The sequence below is a fragment of the Hyalangium sp. genome (assembly GCF_045802625.1).
Lineage (GTDB): Bacteria > Myxococcota > Myxococcia > Myxococcales > Myxococcaceae > Hyalangium.
In genome coordinates, this window is the sequence record NZ_JBJMQP010000071.1 from 1 (window position 1) to 16,739 (window position 16,739).

Annotated in this window: 11 protein-coding genes; 2 read left to right on the forward strand and 9 right to left on the reverse strand. The window is 69.3% G+C overall.

Going from position 1 to position 16,739, the window contains the following annotated elements:
- Together ACJ8AT_RS14170 and ACJ8AT_RS14175 are read left to right on the forward strand one after the other, a co-directional pair.
- A partial coding sequence (locus tag ACJ8AT_RS14170; protein ID WP_407738247.1) for a hypothetical protein occupies positions 1–181 on the forward strand: 181 nt, incomplete at its 5' end.
- Between the two features lie 132 nt (positions 182–313).
- A complete protein-coding gene (locus ACJ8AT_RS14175; RefSeq protein ID WP_407738248.1) occupies positions 314–493 on the forward strand; it encodes a class I lanthipeptide in 180 nt (59 codons plus the stop codon).
- Between the two features lie 65 nt (positions 494–558).
- On the opposite strand, the gene ACJ8AT_RS14180 is transcribed toward ACJ8AT_RS14175, so the two are convergent.
- The 9 genes from ACJ8AT_RS14180 to dnaE form a co-directional block, all read right to left on the reverse strand.
- Complete coding sequence (locus tag ACJ8AT_RS14180; RefSeq protein WP_407738249.1) at positions 559–1,491, reverse strand: WD40 repeat domain-containing protein; 933 nt, start codon at positions 1,489–1,491, stop codon at positions 559–561.
- Complete coding sequence (locus ACJ8AT_RS14185; protein WP_407738250.1) at positions 1,488–4,721, reverse strand: lantibiotic dehydratase; 3,234 nt, start codon at positions 4,719–4,721, stop codon at positions 1,488–1,490. Before ACJ8AT_RS14185 ends, ACJ8AT_RS14180 begins: the two co-directional genes overlap by 4 nt.
- A 92-nt stretch (positions 4,722–4,813) precedes the next feature.
- Positions 4,814–6,772: a M3 family metallopeptidase gene (locus ACJ8AT_RS14190; RefSeq protein WP_407738251.1), complete on the reverse strand. Its 1,959-nt coding sequence runs from the start codon at positions 6,770–6,772 to the stop codon at positions 4,814–4,816.
- A gap of 136 nt (positions 6,773–6,908) precedes the next feature.
- Positions 6,909–8,315, reverse strand: a complete 1,407-nt coding sequence (locus ACJ8AT_RS14195) for a protein kinase domain-containing protein (protein ID WP_407738252.1) — start codon at positions 8,313–8,315, stop codon at positions 6,909–6,911.
- Positions 8,316–8,497: 182 nt separating this feature from the next.
- A complete protein-coding gene (locus ACJ8AT_RS14200; RefSeq protein WP_407738253.1) occupies positions 8,498–10,924 on the reverse strand; it encodes a lamin tail domain-containing protein in 2,427 nt (808 codons plus the stop codon).
- A gap of 173 nt (positions 10,925–11,097) precedes the next feature.
- Entirely contained in the window at positions 11,098–11,235 is a 138-nt protein-coding gene (locus ACJ8AT_RS14205) for a hypothetical protein (protein ID WP_407738254.1), read from the reverse strand.
- 87 nt (positions 11,236–11,322) lie between these two features.
- Positions 11,323–12,126 carry an SDR family oxidoreductase gene (locus ACJ8AT_RS14210; protein ID WP_407738255.1) on the reverse strand — a complete coding sequence of 268 codons (804 nt, stop codon included), beginning with the start codon at positions 12,124–12,126 and terminating at the stop codon, positions 11,323–11,325.
- A 3-nt stretch (positions 12,127–12,129) separates the two neighbouring features.
- On the reverse strand, positions 12,130–12,957 hold the full coding sequence (locus ACJ8AT_RS14215) for a crotonase/enoyl-CoA hydratase family protein (RefSeq protein ID WP_407738256.1): 828 nt from the start codon (positions 12,955–12,957) through the stop codon (positions 12,130–12,132).
- Positions 12,958–12,984: 27 nt separating this feature from the next.
- Positions 12,985–16,554, reverse strand: coding sequence for a DNA polymerase III subunit alpha (dnaE, locus tag ACJ8AT_RS14220; protein ID WP_407738257.1), 3,570 nt, complete (start codon positions 16,552–16,554; stop codon positions 12,985–12,987).
- Positions 16,555–16,739 lie beyond the last annotated feature (185 nt).

Genomic DNA, 16,739 nt, shown 5'->3' on the forward strand with positions numbered 1-16,739 from the left:
ACGCTCCCTGTCCCGCCTGTCGTGTACGCGCATCGTCATCGCGCACCGGCTGAGCACGGTGGTCGGGGCGGACCTCATCCTCACGCTGAAGGAGGGCCGGGTCGTCGAGGCCGGAACGCACGAGCAGCTCCTGGCCCGTCAGGGCGTCTACGCCCAGTTGGTAGCCGCCCAGCTTCGGTGAGCCCCACCGTTCATCGGTCAACAGAGAACCCGAGGAGCCGTGGGCTCGGCGCCCGGTTTGCCCGGCGAGCAAACCCATTTGTATAGTGCCGCCCTCACCCCCAGTGTAGTCCCCCCCCCAATGGAGGTTCTCATGAAGAAGCTGCAGCTCAAGAAGGAGACTCTCAAGGTTCTCGCCGACGAGAAGCTGGATCAGGTTCGCGGTGGAGCTGTCGTGAGCCCGGTTCCCGTTCCGGCCTGCTGTGGCTACAGCCGCACCGCCATTGACAGCTGCAACGCGTCCGCCAGCTGCCCTCCCGTAGCGGCCCAGTAGTCGTCGTCGCACCGGGAGTGCCTCTGCCGGGAGTCCTCGAGTCTCCCGGCAGTTCCTCGCGCCGCTCAAGAGGCCCGAGGCTGCACGCTCCACAGCCGCACCTGATGGTCGTAGCCCGCTGAGGCCAGCAGGCTCCCATCCGAGTTGAAGGCCACGGACTCCACACACTCCTCATGGTCTGGCAGGCAGCAGCGCTCGCGCCCCGAGGGCAGCTCCCACAGCCGCACCGTCTGGTCATACCCCGCCGTGGCGAGAAGCTCCCCCGCGGGGTGGAAGGCGAGCGAGAAGACCTCGCGGGTATGCCCCTGCAGCACCTGGAGCTCCGCGCCCGAGGCCACCTCCCACAACCGCACCGTCTTATCGGCGCTGCCCGAGCCCAGCCACCGCCCATCCGGACTGAAAGCGACCGGGAAGACCCAGTGGGCATGGCCCGTCAGCACGCGCCCGGCAGCTCCCGAGTCCCCCTCCCAGAGGCGGATGGACTTGTCGAAGCCGCCCGAGGCGAGCCAGGCCCCGTCCGGGCTGAAGGCCACGCAGCGGACCGTGCCGGCATGGCCACGCAGCACCTGGACACACTCCCCCGAGTCCACCCGCCACAGCCGCGCCGTGTGGTCCGCACTCCCTGTGGCCAGGAGCCTGCCGCTCGGGTGGAAGGCGACGGACACCACCGCCTCCGTGTGGCCTCGCAGGCCGTGGACGAGCCGGCCCGAGGGCACCTCACGGAGCTGGACCGTCCCGTCCGCGCTGGCCGAGGCCAGCAGCGCGCCCTCCGGCGAGAAGGCCACGCACACCACGGGCTCTGAATGATCAGCCCAGGTGGCCACGGGCTCACCCGAGTCCACCCGCCACAGCCGCACCGTCCGATCCTCTCCCGAGGAGGCCAACACCGAGCCTCGCGCTTGAAAGGCCACGGACAGGACGCCTTGCGTATGCCCGGACAGGACGCGCTCCGCACGCAGGGGAGCGGCCTCGGGGGAGGCTCCAGGGGAGGGCTTCATGTCACGCTCCTGGGGACTGAGGAGGCGGCCTCGCGAGCCCGCCGCGAGCGGTAATGGCGGGCCAGGAACTCGTAGAGGATCAGCTCGTCGGTGGGCTGGGCCGCTCGGAGCAGCCGGCGGAGGTGTTGCTGGACCCACGAGGGGAGCAGCTCGGCGAGCGTGCCGGTGAGGCGGCCTTGCTGCTCCAGCGCCCGAAGCTCGGCAGCGGCCGAGACGAACTGCCGCGAGCGCTGCCGCAAGCGCTCCAGGGCCGCGGAGAGCGGTGCGTCTGCCCCGGGCCCTTCGCCCAACAGCGCCTCGAGGACGGGGGCGCGCTGCCGGTACAGGCGGCTGAGCGCGGGAGCTCGGCGGTCGGCTTGCAGCGCCCGGGACAAGCGGTCACGGAGGTTCGCGACGAGCGCCTCCCTCTGCCGCACCTCCACCCCGAAGTCCGTCAGCAACAGGTCCACCCCCAGCAGGCCCGCCCACCACCGCAGCTCCAAGCCCTCCTCTCCCGGGAGCAGCTCCAGGAGATCGGCGACGGCCTCACTGTCCGCCTGGAACACCTGCTCGGCCACACGAGCCGCCTCCGCTCCCCCCAGGGCCCGCTCGTCGCGCTCATAGGGGTGCAGCGACAGCCCGGAGAGCCGGCCCGCGGCGATCTCGCGCGCCACCGCTTCCCGGAGCGCGGGCACCGTCTCGCGCAGCAGCCGCTGAGGAGCCCCGTGCAGGAACACGCGCAGGTGCCAGTCCAGCCGGCCCTCCCGCGAGAAGAACCAGCGATCCGCCGCGCCCGAGCGCAGCGCCTCCCTCACCACGGGGAGCACCCCCGTGCGCACCAGCTCATCTCCCCAGCGGGCGCCTCCGTACAGCCGCGCCTGGAGCCACTCCTCGCCCGGCAGGCTCTGGCGGAAGGCCACGGCGCGGGAGCGGGCGGCGTGCTCCCGCGCCTGCCCTTCCACGGGCACCTCCCGGACGAAGGGCACCACCACCTCGTGGCCGAAGTGCCCCTCGGGGCCCGAGACACAGAGGGACTCAGGCCCCAGGAACAGCTCTCGCACGACCACCTGCTCGCGGGCTCTCACCCGCTGGGCGAAGCTCTCCACGCTCAACGCATGGTCGAGATCCACCGGTAGCGCCAGCTCCGCGCTGCCCACCTCGGAGAGCACGATGAACCGCGGCAACCGCCGCTGGCGCCGCAGCCGCTGCACGGCCACGAACCGCTCCGCGCTCGTGCGGCCCCCGAGCGTCGCGAGCTCCTCGCGCTGGAGGCGCCAGGTGGCCGGCAGCAGCACGGCACGGCCGGAGACCAGCCGCGGCAGGAAGCGCGCGTCGGAGAAGGGCATCAGGTTCGGGAAGAGCCAGGGAAAGGAACCCTCCGCCTGGTATTCGCAGAGGAAGCGGTACACGGCCTGGCTGTCTCGCTTGAAGTTGTCCGCGTGGGCCAGCCGCGGGCACACCTCGACGCCCAGGCGGCGCGAGCGCAGGACGCACCGGCCCCCCCGTACCGAGAGCAACAGATCCTCCACGGGGAGCTGCCGCTCGGCAGGGGCCCCCGAGCGCCCGAGGAAGGGCAGCTCGTGCTCGCGCAGCCTGGAGTGGTGGACGATGTCCGAGGTGCGCAGCGGGCCCTTGGGCGCATGCACGATGTCGACGAAGAGCGCGCCGGGCCGCAGCGCCTCCTCGGCGCGCAGGTGCCGCTCCACGTGCTGGCGCAGCGAGTCGTCCAGGTGGCAGAAGCGCGTGAGCTGGCGCACGCCCGGAGGCCCCGCCGTGATGGCCAGGTGGACCTGGAACTCCCCTCGGGAGAGCGCCTCCTCCGAGGGCGCGACGAGGGTGGCCATGGCGGACCAGGCGTCCGGAAGGGGGCGGAGCGCCTGGGTGTCCCAGCCGCGCAGCTCCTCCAAGTCGAGCGAGACCTCCATGGCCCCGCTCTCCCAGGCCGCCTGCAGCTTGCGCAGGAGCAGATCCTGGGTGGCGCCCCAATACACGAGCCGGTCCGGCTTCGCGGCTCGCAGGGGGACGCCCTCGAGCCAGGGCGCCGCCGCGCTGCCGGCGGGAGGCATCCGGTCGAAGCCCACCTCGTTGAGCGCCTCCACGAGGGGCACTTCGCGGCTGCCGTAACGCGCTTCAAAGGCCTGCCGGAACTCCGTCCAGAGCTTGTCCGGCCCGGGCGTCTGGAGCCGGTGCAGCACCTCCACACCGCGGAGGATCTCGGCGATGACGGGCTCCCCCAGCGTCAGCTCCGGGGCGGGCTTGTACAGGTCCACGCTGAACAGCCCCGCGAGTCCGGGCGTGTGCGGCAGTTGCTGGGCGATGTCCCGGTAGCGCGAGGGCGGCTGGCCGAGCCCCTCCGCATCGAGCGCGGCCAGGGCCTGCTGCGCCCGCGCCAGTGGCTCGGCGAGGGCCGGCTGCCCATGCTCGCGGAGTGTGGCCACGAGCGCTTCGAGGGGCTCGGGCCCGGTCAGCGGAGGCGCCAGCGCCGGGACGAGGAGCTGCGCATCCACCAGCTCCTCGACGTAGGCGCGGGCCTCCTCGAGCGAGACCTCCTCCCCCACGAGCGCCGCCGCCAGCTCCCCGAGGCGGGCCCCCGAGGCCGCGCGCTCCAGGGTGAGGCGCAGGTAGTCCGTCTCCTCCACCGACGCCGAGCGCCAGGGCTGCTCCGGGCCAGCGGGAGCCTCGGAGTAGAAGATGCGCCCCCCGCTCCGGAAGAGGCTGGAGTTGGGGTGGTAGAGCAGCACCTGCCGAAGGGCGGGCTCGCGCGCCAGGGTGCCGGTGAGCGCGTCCAGGTAGGCCCTCCCGAGCCGGGTGTGGCGGCGGTGGCCCTCCGGCGCGCCCAGCCGCAGCCGAGTCCGTGGCCCGAGGCTCCCCGTGGAGACGCCCGCGAAGAGCCCCATTGGGGTGGCACGGCCGGCCATGCGGGCGACATAGCGCACCAGGCTCCGTTCGATGCGCTGGCCCCGAGGGCTGAGCGGCGACTGGCGCCACACCTCCAGGGACGCCTCGAGCTCGGGAGCGCCGAGGAACAACGCCTCCCGGACCTCGGGGCGCGCCACCAGCGCCCCCAGGCGCTCACGCACCAGCGCCCCATCCCTCGCCAGCGCCGCCTCGAGCCGCTCCGGCTGCTCCCACACGGCTGGGGCCTCGAGGCCCTCGCCCCAGGCCCAGAGAGTCTCCGCGGGGAGCAGCGGCGTGCGCAGCGCGAAGAATCCCGAGTGCGACCATCGCTCCTGACGGTTCCGCCGGTCCATGCCCATGGCTCCCAGAGAGAAGAGTGGGCATGGTACTCGGCGGGCGAGCGAGAGGCGACGCGGCTGGCGGAGCGGATGCTCCGAGACTCCGCCTACGCCGTGGCGCCTGCTCCCGCGTTGAGCCACTGCTCGTAGGCGCGGAAGTCGTAGTCGCGGCCGAGGAAGTCCTTCACCAGCAGCACCGCGTCCTTCGAGCCGCCCGGCTCCAGCACGGCGCGGCGGTAGGCCTGCGCGGGCTCGGGGTTGAGCAGCCCCTTGTCCTGGAACACCGTGAACAGATCCTTCGCGATGACCAGCGACCACATATAGGTGTAGTAGATGGCCGAGTACCCATCCAGGTGTCCGAAGGACAGGTGGAAGTACGTGCCCTCCACGTAGGGGAAGGGCGTGTACTTGCTCTGGAGCTCGCGCACCACGGCCAGCGGCTCCAGGCTCTTCGGATCGCGCCGGTACAGCTCCAGGCTGAGCGCCGCGTAGAACATCTGCTGGCGCACCCAGACGCCCTTGCCGAACTCGTCCGCGCGCTTCATGCGCTCGATGACGTCCGCGGGCAGCGGCTCGTTGCTCTGGTAGTGCCTGGCGAAGGTCTGCAGCGAGCCCACGTCCCGCGCCCACTCCTCCAGCATCTGCGAGGGCGCCTCGACGAAGTCCCACTCGGTGCGCACGCCGGACAGCCCCGCCCAGGGCGTGTGCCCGCCGAAGAGGTGGTGCAGCAGGTGGCCGAACTCGTGGAAGAAGGTCTCCACGTCATGGTGCTGCATGAGCGCGGGCTCGGCGCCGGGCTTGGGGAAGTTGCACATCAGCACCGCCTCGGGCAGCCGGCGCTCTTTCTTGCCGGTGGCCAGGGTGAACTGGGCCGCGTGCTTGTACTTGTCCGCGCGTGGGTGCATGTCCAGGTAGAAGCGCCCCACCGGCGTCGAGCCCTGGAGCACGTCATACGCCTCCACGTCCGGGTGCCACACGGGCGCGTCCGGCACGCGGCGGTAGCTCACGCCGAAGATGCGCGAGGTGATGTCCAGCACGCCCTGCTTCACCCGCGTGTATTCGAAGTACGGGCGCACCGCCTGCGAGTCGAAGCTGTACTGCTCGGCCTTCACGCGGTCCTCCAGGTACGCCTGGTCCCACGGATCAACGCGCGTGGCGCTCGGGGTGTCCTTGCGCTTGCGCTCCAGCAGCACCTGGTAGTCGTGGCGGCTGCGCTCGGTGGAGGCGGAGGCGATCTTCTCGATGAAGTCCGCGGCGTTGCGCTCGCTGCGGATCATCTTGTCTTCGGTGGCGTAGGCGGCCCAGTTGGCGTAGCCGAGCAGCGTGGCCAGCTCGTGGCGGCGCTCCAGGAGCCGCTTGAGGATCTCGACATTGCTGGGGAAGGCGCGCATGCGGTTGGTGCGCCAGAGCTTCTCCCGCGCCGAGGCCTCCTTCGCGTACGTCATGAAGGGGACGAGATCCGGATAGTCCGTGGTGATGCGCACCTTGCCGTCCGGACCGGGGGGGTGAGCGCGCACGTAGTCCGCGGGCAGGCCGTCGAGCGCGGAGGGCGGCAGCTCCACGGTGCGCACATCCTGGCGGATGTTGCGATCAAACTCCTGGCCAATGCGGACCAGCTCCTCCTGAAGCTCCTTCACCCGGGCGCGAGAGGCCTCGTCGCGGTCCACGCCCGCGCGCCGGAAGTCGCGCAGCAGCTTCTCCACCCACTTCCGGGTCGGCGCGTCCTCGCCGGAGACCTCCAATGAGGCGATGACGTCATACACGCCTCGGTCGAGGGAGATCTCCGTGGCGAGCTTCTCCAGCTCCTGCTCGGAGGACTCTGCGGCCTGGCGCATGGCCTCGTCCGGGTGGCTGTGGCGAGCGACGCTGGCGCGGGCGCTGGCATCCGAGAGGACGGCGGTGGCCTCGTCGTAGATCTCAAGGGCCTCCCGAGGCTTGCGAGGAGCAGGCAGGGACTTGAGGCGCTCGATGCCGGAGCGCGCGGTGGTCAGAGCGGCTTCACTGGCGCGGCGGAAGTCATCCGGCGGGCAGGTGACGAGGCGTGCGGCATCGGGAGTGGCAGGCACGGAGGTGGCTCCTGGGAGATGGTCGCGCCGAAAGCTAGTGCGAGACGCGCTCAGGAGCAGCAGGTTCCGGGCCCGGTTGGCAGCCACTGAACGCCCAGTGAGGGCCGGTTCCCACCCTGCTTCAGCCTCGTGAGCCTCACGGTTGTGGATGAAGACCCGTTGCCTTCTGGAGAAGCGCGCGGAGCAGAGGGGAAGGATTGACGAACTGGACGCCCACGCCAGGACGCATGTCCCAGACGCGTGCTTGGGCCGGGTCCACATGCCGCACCACCTCGCCCACACACTCCACGGACTGGCCCTCCAGGAGCAGGGAGAACTCGAGCCGAGTGAAGAGGCGGGGGAAGGGCTCCTCGCAACACATGAAGAGGCCGCCGCGGCTCAGATCCGTGCACTGCACCTCCACCGTGTCCGCGCCGTTGCGGCGGCGCACGCGCGCCACCCAGCCTGTCGTGGGCGCGGGCGCGGGGACCATGGGCGGGGCCCGGCGGGGCCGCAGCGCGAAAGTCTGGGCGGACACCGGCGTGCTGCGGGGCGGGGAGGGCGCAGGATCCGGTGCGCTCAGGCCCAGCGCCCGAGGAGCCATGGGCACCTTCAGGAGGGCTCGCTTGAACTCGAGCGCCGTCGCGAAGCGCTCCTCGGGCCTCCAGGCCATGGTCCGGAGCAGGACCCTGGAGAGGGCCTTGGGGACGCGTGGGTTGAGCTCGTGCGGAGGCACGGGGCTCACCCAGCGCCCCGCGAGGGCGCGCTCCGCCAGTTGTTCCCGGCGGAAGGGCAGCTGGCCCGTGAGCAGCCGGTAGCCCGTCACTCCCAGGGAGAAGAGGTCCGCCCGTCCGTCCACGGCCTTTCCCATCCACTGTTCTGGAGCCATATAGGCCGGGGTGCCCAGCACCATTCCCACCGCCGTCTGGTGGGCGTCCAGGAGCATCCCGCGGGCCTTGGCCACGCCAAAGTCCAGCACCTTCAGCTGCGGGGCCTCTCCCTCGCGCTGCACCACCAGCAGGTTGTCCGGCTTGAGATCACGGTGCACCACCCCGGCGCGGTGCGCGGCGTCCAGCGCCTCACACGCCTGGGCCAGCAGGGGGATGAGGAACGAGGGCTCCATGGGCCGTCGAAACTGGGAGAGGGAGCGGCCCTCCAGATACTCCATGACGAGGTAATGAAGCCCTCCAGGCGCCTCGCAGATGTCGAAGATGCGCACGAGGTTGGGGTGTCTGATCAGGTTGACCGTGCGCGCCTCGGCGTGGAAGCGCGCGCGCACGCTCTCGTCCCGGGACAGGTGGGGGTGCAGCACCTTCAGCGCCACGCGGGCCTGGATGACGGTCTGCTCGGCCAGGTACACCGTGCCCATGCCACCGGCGCCCAGCCGGCGCACCAGCCGGTAGTTCCCGAGCGTCTGCCCCACCATGTCCGGCGGAGGAGCGAGCTCGGGAAGAGGCCGGGCGTCGTGGTGCTCCGTGAGCGGGTCTTCCTCCAAGGGCTCCCAGAACACGTTGCTGCACAGCGCGTCCTCGTCATGTTCGGAGAGACAGAGTTCGCAGAGCATGGGCGCCAGACAGGTCCTGACGAGAGGACGCTCCAGCACCATGGCTTGTGAAAGGCCCGCCCGGCGCATCTGTCATTCACGCGAGCAGCCCGGTCACCGTCCTTCTCCTGAAGGCCTGCGGCACGTGAGCTACGGCGCCTCTGGGAGGCTGGCGCTGTTCTGAGGCCCGCGGACCGTGCGGATCACGAAGTCATCCGCGTTCCAGTCCGAGTCGATGCCATTGCCATGCATGACATCCACTCCGCCCTCCATCGTTCCAGCCGTGGACTGGAGGGCCGCCTTGCGCTCCAGGCTGCCGGCGGCACCCGCCACGGGAGCGGCGTCTCCCTCGGGAGCCAGCGCCGAGCCCCAGCCCAGGTTGTCCACCGCGGAGGAATCCACGATGCCTGGGCCCATCGCTCCCTGACCAATCCGGACGTTGCCTCCGGTGGAGGGGATGGGCTGGGCGTACTGGAGATCCGGCGCCACGCTCCCCACGTAGCCCGTGTGGGCGGGTACTGGATGTTGCAGAATTGCAGCGTCGAGGCCGCGTTCAGTCCGCACGTCTCGTTGGGTTGCCCCGGAGTGCCCGAGTCTCCTCCGAGCAGCCTCACGTTGTCGCTCGAGTCGCACCAGTACCAGGAGTGCTTGTTGGCCTGGGTGTCCGCCACCGTGGCCGACAGGTTCATGGAGCGTCCCAGGGTCTGCGGGAAGCTGCTCGACCAGGTGAAGTCCTCGATCAGCGCTCCTGACGGTGCGCGCAGGCGGAGGTGCCCCGCCGGGTTCAGCTCGAAGTTGCTCCCCAGGGCGTAGTCGACCGGAACGCCTCCATTGGCGTCGAACTCGCCGACCTGTGCGATGACGAACCATCCGCCCGGAGGGATGAGCACCGCCCCTCCCGGGTACGGCGAAGTCACGGGGAAGCTGTGGAAGTCGACTCCCTGCTCGTTCTCGAGCTGAACACCCGTGAGGTTCAGGAGCTTCTGCGTGGGGTTGTGCAGCTCGACATACGGGGTCGTGTTCGAGGACGGGTTGTGCATCAGCTCGGTGACGAGCAGCTCGCCCGGCTCGGGTGGGGAGGCGGTGCCACAGGTCGCCGCGAAGCAGACCCCGTCTGTGCCGGGACACGTCGATCTCGACTCCGTGTCCCGGCACGAGGGCAGCTCGTCCACGAGCACGCACGCGGAGGTGAAGGTGACGCGCGTGACACCATCCGCCGCGCAGGTGGGCTGCGGCACCTCGCAGCTCACTCCGGCGCAGGGATTGTAGGTCGAGAACGGCAGCGCCTGGAGGCCACTCACGTTGCCCGCCTGATCCCACACCCGGAGGGCGAAGAAGTACGAAGTGGCGATCTCGAGCCCGGTCACGGTGAAGGACTCCACGCTTCCGGGAGCGTTCGGCGTTCCAGTGGCCGCCACCGTTGCCGCGTCGAAGTCGGCCTGCCCGGTGATGGGGCGAGTCGAATAGCGAAGCTCATAGCGGGCCGCCGTGCCCAGGCTTCCGTCATCGCCTACGTCGGTCCACGCCAGGGAGATGCTGTGGGCATCCTGGCCCGTGCTCGTGAGTGCCACCACCGCCGGGGGTATGTCATCGATGACGTTGAAGCCAGCGCTGTCCGCCGGAGCGAGAGCGCCCGCGGTCGCCGTGAGCTGGAAGCCACTGCCCTCCTGATCCAGGGAGAGCTCCGAGAAGGTGGCGATCCCATCGACTGGACTGACGGACACGGCCCCGCTGAGCACAGAGGCGGGGTTGCCGCCCTTGAGCAAAATCGCCACGGGAGGACTGGAGACAGGAGCCCGGTTGCCGAACGCATCCACCAGCTCCACCCGCACGGAGGGGAGCGCGGTCCGCACCCGGCCATTCGTCGGCTGCGTGCTGAACCGAGCCTGGGCCGGAGGAGCAGCGGCGATCTGTAGACTCAGCGTGGCGCTCAGCGAAGCAACAGCCGTATCCGCCACGGTGATCTGCTGGGAGCTCGCAGCGGTCCTCAGCACCACGTCGAAGGAGTGGCGGCCCTCATCCGCCGGGGTGAAGGTGTAGTCCGCGGGCAGGGTGGCCTGCGGGTCCATCGAGGTGAAGTGCACGGTGCCCCGATAGTGGGTCGCCACGTTGCCGAGGGAGTCGCGGATCGTCACCCCGGCGTTCATCACACTCCCCGCCGTCGCCGAGGTGGGCAGTGCCAGCACGAGCACCCTCGGTGGGGCGGGAGCCACCTCGAAGGTGGGGCTGATCGCATCGGCCAGGCCGCTCGACGTGGCCTTCAGCGTGTAGCCAACCCCGGCCTGCCGCAGCACCACCCCAGGGAACCGCGCCACTCCCTGGACAGCCTGGACGGTGAGCGTGCCCTCCAGCGCGGAGACGGGCCCCGGGCCGAGCTGGAGCGAAACTTCATTCGACGCGCTGGCGACGGTGCGCCCGAGTTCGTCCTGAATGGCCACCTCGATCTCGGGCGACAGGGCCTCGCCAGCCGTCGCGGAGAGGCTCGTCGCCAGAAAGGTCAGCTTCACCGCCGGCGGCTGAGAGGAAGGAGGCGGCTTCGGTCCTCCTCCCCCACCACACCCCACGAGCAGCCCGAACCACAGCGCACTCAGCCCGAGCAGCCGGGAGAGTGAGAACGAAGGACGTAACATGAACAACTCCGGAGGGCGCACGGCGCTCCACGGCGGGAGCCCACTGCGCAAAGCCCGGACTGGTTCTACCAGACCCCAGATACCCGGAGGAGCCACCCCCGTGCCCCCATTGAGCTGGCTGGCGATCGTCCACTGGCCCGGGCGATTACCGGAGCCCAGGGGGTGCGCGCCGCTCAGCGCGCGGGTTTGTCGATGCTCGTGCTGGTGTCGCGCACGTTGGTGTTGGCCGCGGCGGACACGTCGCAGGCCCAGGCCCCGGTTGCGGCCTCGTAGCAGGAGAACGCGAGAGCGGAACGAAGAGCGAAGCGCATGCGGATTCTCCGGGTGAGGGGCGCCGGTTGGCTATAGGGAGGCGTTGGGAACTTTCTGGCCGCTCGCGTCCGTGAGTGGCTTTACCTTCAGCTCCCAATCGCTTGCATGATCACCCCCGAGCCCAGGAGCGACCAACCGCCATCGCACACCATCACCGAGCCGGTGATGTAGGACGCCGCGTCCGAGGCGAGGAAGAGCGCCAGGTTGGAGATGTCCGCCTTGGCCCCCATGCGCTGCAGCGGCAGGTGCTGGACGATCTTCTCTCTCGCGTCGTCCGAGGGCGCCAGCCGCTTCATGCCCTCGGTGTCGTCGATGGGGCCTGGGGAGATGGAGTTGATGCGGACCCCTGCCCCACCCCACTCGATGGCCAGCACGCGCGTGAGCATGTCCACGCCGGCCTTCGCCGCGCACACGTGCGCTTGCATCGCCGTGGGCAGGTAGGCCTGCGGCGCGGAGATGTTGATCACGGCGGCGCCCGGCTTGCGCAGGTGCTCGAAGCCCGCCCGGCACGCGTTGAAGGTACCCAGCACGTCAATGTCCAGCACCGCCTTGAAGCCATTGGAGGACATGCCCAGCGCGGGCGCCGGGAAGTTGCCCGCCGCGCCGCACACCAGGATGTCGATCTCTCCGTACGCCTCGCGCGCCGCCTGGAAGGCCTTCTCCACGGAGGCGTAGTCGCGCACGTCCGCGGGCACGCCCATGGCGGTGCCGTGGGCCTGAAGTCCCTTCACCGCGCCCTCGAGCTTCTCCACGTTGCGGCCGTTGATGACGACCTTGGCGCCGGCCTTCACGAAGCGCTCGGCGATGCCGAGGTTGATGCCGCTGCTGCCGCCGGTGACGAAGGCCACCTTGCCGGCGAGCAGCCCGTCCTTGAACACTCCATCAGCCATGACTCATCTCCCCTGGAAGCGCGGAGACCGCCGCTCCATGAAGGCCGAGAACGCCTCGGTCAGATCGTGAGACTGCAAGAAGGCCGAGTTCCACACGGCCACGTAGCGCAGCCCGTCCTCGATGGACTTGTCCGCGCAGTACTCCATCACCTGCTTGGCGCCCTGGACCACGAGCGGTGGGTTCTCGGCGATCTTCCGAGCCGTGGCTCGCGCCGCGGCGAGCAGCGCCTCGGGGGACTCGAACACCTCGTTGACGAGCCCCATCCGCAGCGCCCGCTCCGAGTCGAAATCACCGGCCGTGTAGGCCAGCTCGCGGGTGTGGCCCTCGCCGATGATGCGCGGCAGCCGCTGGAGCGCTCCCAGGTCCGCGACGATGCCGACCCGCGCCTCGCGGAGGCTGAACTTCGCCTCGCGCGAGCAGTACCGGAAGTCACACGCGGCGATGAGATCGATGCCGCCGCCGATGCACCAGCCCTGCACCGCCGCGAGCACGGGCTTGCGGCAGCGGGCGAGCCCCTCGGTGGCGCTCTGCATCCGCTGGATGAGCTGGAGCAGCTTCGTGCGCTCGAAGGCGGCGTTGTTGTCGCCGGTGATGAGCGGCCCGAGCGTCTCCAGCATCGCCGCGATGTCCAGGCCGTAGGTGAAGTGCGTGCCCTCGCCGCGCAGCAGGAGCACACGCACGGACTCGTCGGCGTCGAGCTCCCGGAGGACGTCCGGCATCTCGCGCCAGAAGTCAGGCCCCAGGGCGTTGCCCTTGCTGGGACCCATGAGAACGATCTCGGCGACGCCGTCCGCCTTCTCGATGCGCAGTGACTGGTAAGCCGCGGTCATGCGGTGCCCTCCCTTGCGGGCGGCACCTTACCCCAGCTCGACCACCTTCATGCCGAAGAGCTTGTCCACCGCGAGCAGCAGCTCGTCGCTCACCTGCACCTTGAGCGCTGTGCCGCCGATGAGCGCCTCGGCCTCACCGGGGAACAGCACGCTCACCGCCACCGGCGTGGCGCCCGTGTACTGCTTGGCGATCGCCGCCAGCTTCGACATCCGCTCATCGGTGACCAGATCCGCTGGCACGCGCAGCTCCAGCCGCTTCGTGCGCTTCTCGCGCACCGCCTTCAGGCTCTGGATGTCCTCGACGATGAGCTCGGCCACGGGCGCGTCCTCGTCCCGCTGGCTGATCTGCACCGTGCCCGACACCAGGATGGGGTCATCCCCCTTGAGCAGCGTCTCCCAGTGCTCGTAGCCCGGCTTGGGGCCCGCCTTGGTCCACTTGCCGTCCTTGCCCATCACCGAGCGCGTGCCGTCCTTGCCCGGGAAGCACACCAGCTCGATGGAGCCGGACAAGTCCTCCAGCGTCACCCACGCCATGCGCTTGCCCGTCTTCGTGGGCCGCTCGCGCATCGCCGCGACGATGCCGCCCACCGAGATCTTCTCGTCGCGCCGGGCGCGCTGCACCGACGTCACCGGCCGGGCGTAGCGCTTCAGCTCCTTCTCGTACTGGTGCAGCGGGTGGCCGGACACGTAGAAGCCAATGGCCTCCTTCTCGAAGGCCAGCCGCTCCTTCTCCGGCCACTCCTCCACCGGCGCGAACTCGTCCTTGAGCGCGGCGCTGGCGCCTCCCGAGGCCGGCCCCGCCAGCATCCCGAACAGCGAGCTCTGCCCAGCCGCCTTGTCCTTCTGGCTGGACGAGCCGCGGTTCATCGCCTTCTCGATGGTCTCGAAGAGCTGGCGCCGCGGGCGCTTCTCGAAGTCGAACGCGCCGGCCTTCACCAGCGCCTCCAGCACCTTGCGGTTCACGCGCCGGCTGTCCACGCGCTCGCAGAAGTCGAACAGGCCCTTGAAGGAACCCTCCTTGCGCGCCTCGACGATGGCCTCGATGGCGCCCTCGCCCACGCCCTTGATGGCGCCCAGGCCGAAGCGGATCTTCCCGTCCACCGCGCCGAAGGCCATGTCCGACTGGTTCACGTCCGGCGGCAGCACCTGGGTGCCCGACTCGCGGGCCTCGCCGATGTGCCGCACCACCTTGTCAGTGTTGTCCTTCTCGCTGGTGAGAAGGGCGGCCATGAACTCGACTTTGTAGTGCGCCTTGAGCCACGCCGTGTGGATGGTGACCAGGCCGTAGGCGGCCGAGTGGCTCTTGTTGAAGCCGTACTCGGCGAACTTCTCCATCAGATCGAAGATCTCGCCGGCCACCTTCAGATCGACGTTGTTCTTCTTGCAGCCCTCGAGGAAGCCGGCGCGCTCGGCCTGCATGACCTCGGCCTTCTTCTTGCCCATGGCGCGGCGCAGCAGGTCCGCGCGGCCCAGGGTGTAACCCCCGAGCACTTGCGAGATCTGCATCACCTGCTCCTGGTACACGATGACGCCGTAGGTGTCCTTGAGCACCGGCTCCAGCAAGGGGTGCGGGTACACCACCGGCTCGCGGCCGTGCTTGCGGTTGATGAAGACGTCCACCATGCCCGAGTCCAGCGGACCCGGCCGGTAGAGCGCGCCCGCGGCGATGACGTCCTCGAAGCACGACGGCTTGAGCTTCATCACCATTTCGGTGAAGCCGCTGGACTCCATCTGGAAGACGCCGGCCGTGTCGCCGTTGGCCATCAGCTCCCACATCTTGTCGTCGACCAGGGGGATGTCCTGCCGCTCGAGGGGCTTGTCCTTGAACTTGTCGCGATGGTTGCGGTTGATCAGATCCAACGCGTTCTGGATCACCGTGAGCGTCTTGAGCCCGAGGAAGTCGAACTTCACCAGGCCGGCGGCCTCGACCTCGTCCTTGGCGAACTGGGTGATGAGCGTCTTCTCACCGGGCGGCTGGTAGACGGGGACGAACTCCCACAGCGGCTTGTCGGCGATGACGACACCGGCGGCGTGCATGCCAGGCTGGCGGTGCAGGCCCTCCAGCGCGAGGGCGATCTCCAGCACGTCCTTGGTGGTGACGGGCTTGCCCTCGACTTCGCCGATGTTCGTGGGCTTCTCGATCATCTCCTTGAGGCGGGGCTCGGTGTCGATGGCCTCCTTGAGGGTGATGTTGAGCACCTCGGGGACCAGCTTGGCGATGCGGTCTCCCTCGCTGAAGGGCAGGCCGAACACGCGGCACACGTCTCGCAGCACGCTCTTGGCCTTCAAGCTGCCGAAGGTGATGATCTGCCCGACGTTGTTCTCGCCGTACTTGTGCGAGACGTACTTGATGACCTCGTCCCGGCGGTCCTGGCAGAAGTCGATATCGAAGTCCGGCATCGACACGCGCTCGGGGTTGAGGAAACGCTCGAAGAGCAGGTTGTACGGGATGGGATCGAGGTCCGTAATGCGCAGCGCGTACGCCACGAGCGAGCCCGCGCCCGAGCCACGTCCCGGCCCCACCGGGATGTTGGCCTTCTTGGCCCAGTTGATGAAGTCCTGAACGATGAGGAAGTAGCCGCTGAACCCCATCTTCTGGATGACGCCAATCTCCAGGGTGAGGCGGGCGCGGTAGATGTCCGGGTCGAACTTGGCGCCAGCCTTGTGCAGCTCCTTGAAGCGCTCGTGGAGCCCCTCGAAGGCCAGCTCCGCCATGTAGCTGTCCGGGGTGTGGCTGTCGGGCACCTTGAAGGTGGGCAGCATGGGCTTGCCCAGCTTGAGCTCCAGGTTGCACTGCTCGGCGATGCGCTGGGTGTTGTGGACGGCCTCGGGGATGTCCTTGAAGAACTCCAGCATCTCCTGGGGGCTGGTGACGTAGAGCTTGTCCGTGGAGTGCTTCATGCGCTTGCCGTCCGCCAGCGTCTTGCCGCTGGCGATGCACATGAGCAGCTCGTGCGCCCGCGCGTCCTCGCGCTTGATGTAGTGGGCGTCCGCGGTGGCGCACAGGGGGATGTCCAAGTCCCGGCTGAGCGTCTTGAGGTTCTCGTTGGCCTTTTCCTGCTCAGGCATGCCGTTGGACTGGACCTCGAGGAAGAAGTGGCCGGGCTCGAAGATGTTCTTGTACTCGAGCGCCGCCTTGCGGGCGTGATCCATGTCCCCGCGGAAGCAGGCGCTGGTGACTTCACCGCCCAGGCACGCGGTGAGCGCGAACAGGCCCTTGCTGTGCTCGGCCAGCAGCTTCTTGTCGATGCGCGGGTGGTAGTAGAAGCCGTCCATGTACGCGCGGGAGGCCAGGACGCGGAGGTTGGCGTAGCCCTCGGCGTTCTGGGCGACGAGGATGAGGTGGTGGGCCACCTTCTCGGTCCGGTCCTCGCGGCCCTTGGTGCCGGCGACGTAGGCCTCCATGCCGATGATGGGCTTGATGCCGGCGTCCTTCGCCTTCTTGTAGAAGTCGATGGTGGCGAACATGTTGCCGTGATCGGTCACGGCCACGCTCGACATCCCCTTCTCCTTCACCGTCTTGATGAGGTCCTTCATCCGGATGGCGCCATCCAGGAGGGAGTACAGGGTATGCAGGTGGAGATGGGTAAAGGACATGGCGGAGTAGTAAGCGAGAGACCGAGCGAACAATAGGGGCGCGAAACGCGGCCCGCCAGTGATGCCTGACAGGTAGGCTTCCAGGCCAGCAAATCGGCCTCGGGCACGTTTCATGCCACGCCCGGGTTGGAAGGGGAAGCGCTTACTTCCTGGGTTGGGCGCCGCTCTGTGAAGTTCCCTCCTCC

What these genes read in the sequence shown, in the direction of transcription:
- dnaE (WP_407738257.1), bottom strand. Translation starts at nt 16,554, where the DNA reads ATGTCCTTTACCCATCTCCACCTGCATACCCTGTACTCCCTCCTGGAT.
- ACJ8AT_RS14205 (WP_407738254.1), bottom strand. Translation starts at nt 11,235, where the DNA reads ATGCGCTTCGCTCTTCGTTCCGCTCTCGCGTTCTCCTGCTACGAGGCC.
- ACJ8AT_RS14210 (WP_407738255.1), bottom strand. Translation starts at nt 12,126, where the DNA reads ATGGCTGATGGAGTGTTCAAGGACGGGCTGCTCGCCGGCAAGGTGGCC.
- ACJ8AT_RS14185 (WP_407738250.1), bottom strand. Translation starts at nt 4,721, where the DNA reads ATGGACCGGCGGAACCGTCAGGAGCGATGGTCGCACTCGGGATTCTTC.
- ACJ8AT_RS14175 (WP_407738248.1), top strand. Translation starts at nt 314, where the DNA reads ATGAAGAAGCTGCAGCTCAAGAAGGAGACTCTCAAGGTTCTCGCCGAC.
- ACJ8AT_RS14200 (WP_407738253.1), bottom strand. Translation starts at nt 10,924, where the DNA reads ATGTTACGTCCTTCGTTCTCACTCTCCCGGCTGCTCGGGCTGAGTGCG.
- ACJ8AT_RS14195 (WP_407738252.1), bottom strand. Translation starts at nt 8,315, where the DNA reads ATGCTCTGCGAACTCTGTCTCTCCGAACATGACGAGGACGCGCTGTGC.
- ACJ8AT_RS14180 (WP_407738249.1), bottom strand. Translation starts at nt 1,491, where the DNA reads ATGAAGCCCTCCCCTGGAGCCTCCCCCGAGGCCGCTCCCCTGCGTGCG.
- ACJ8AT_RS14215 (WP_407738256.1), bottom strand. Translation starts at nt 12,957, where the DNA reads ATGACCGCGGCTTACCAGTCACTGCGCATCGAGAAGGCGGACGGCGTC.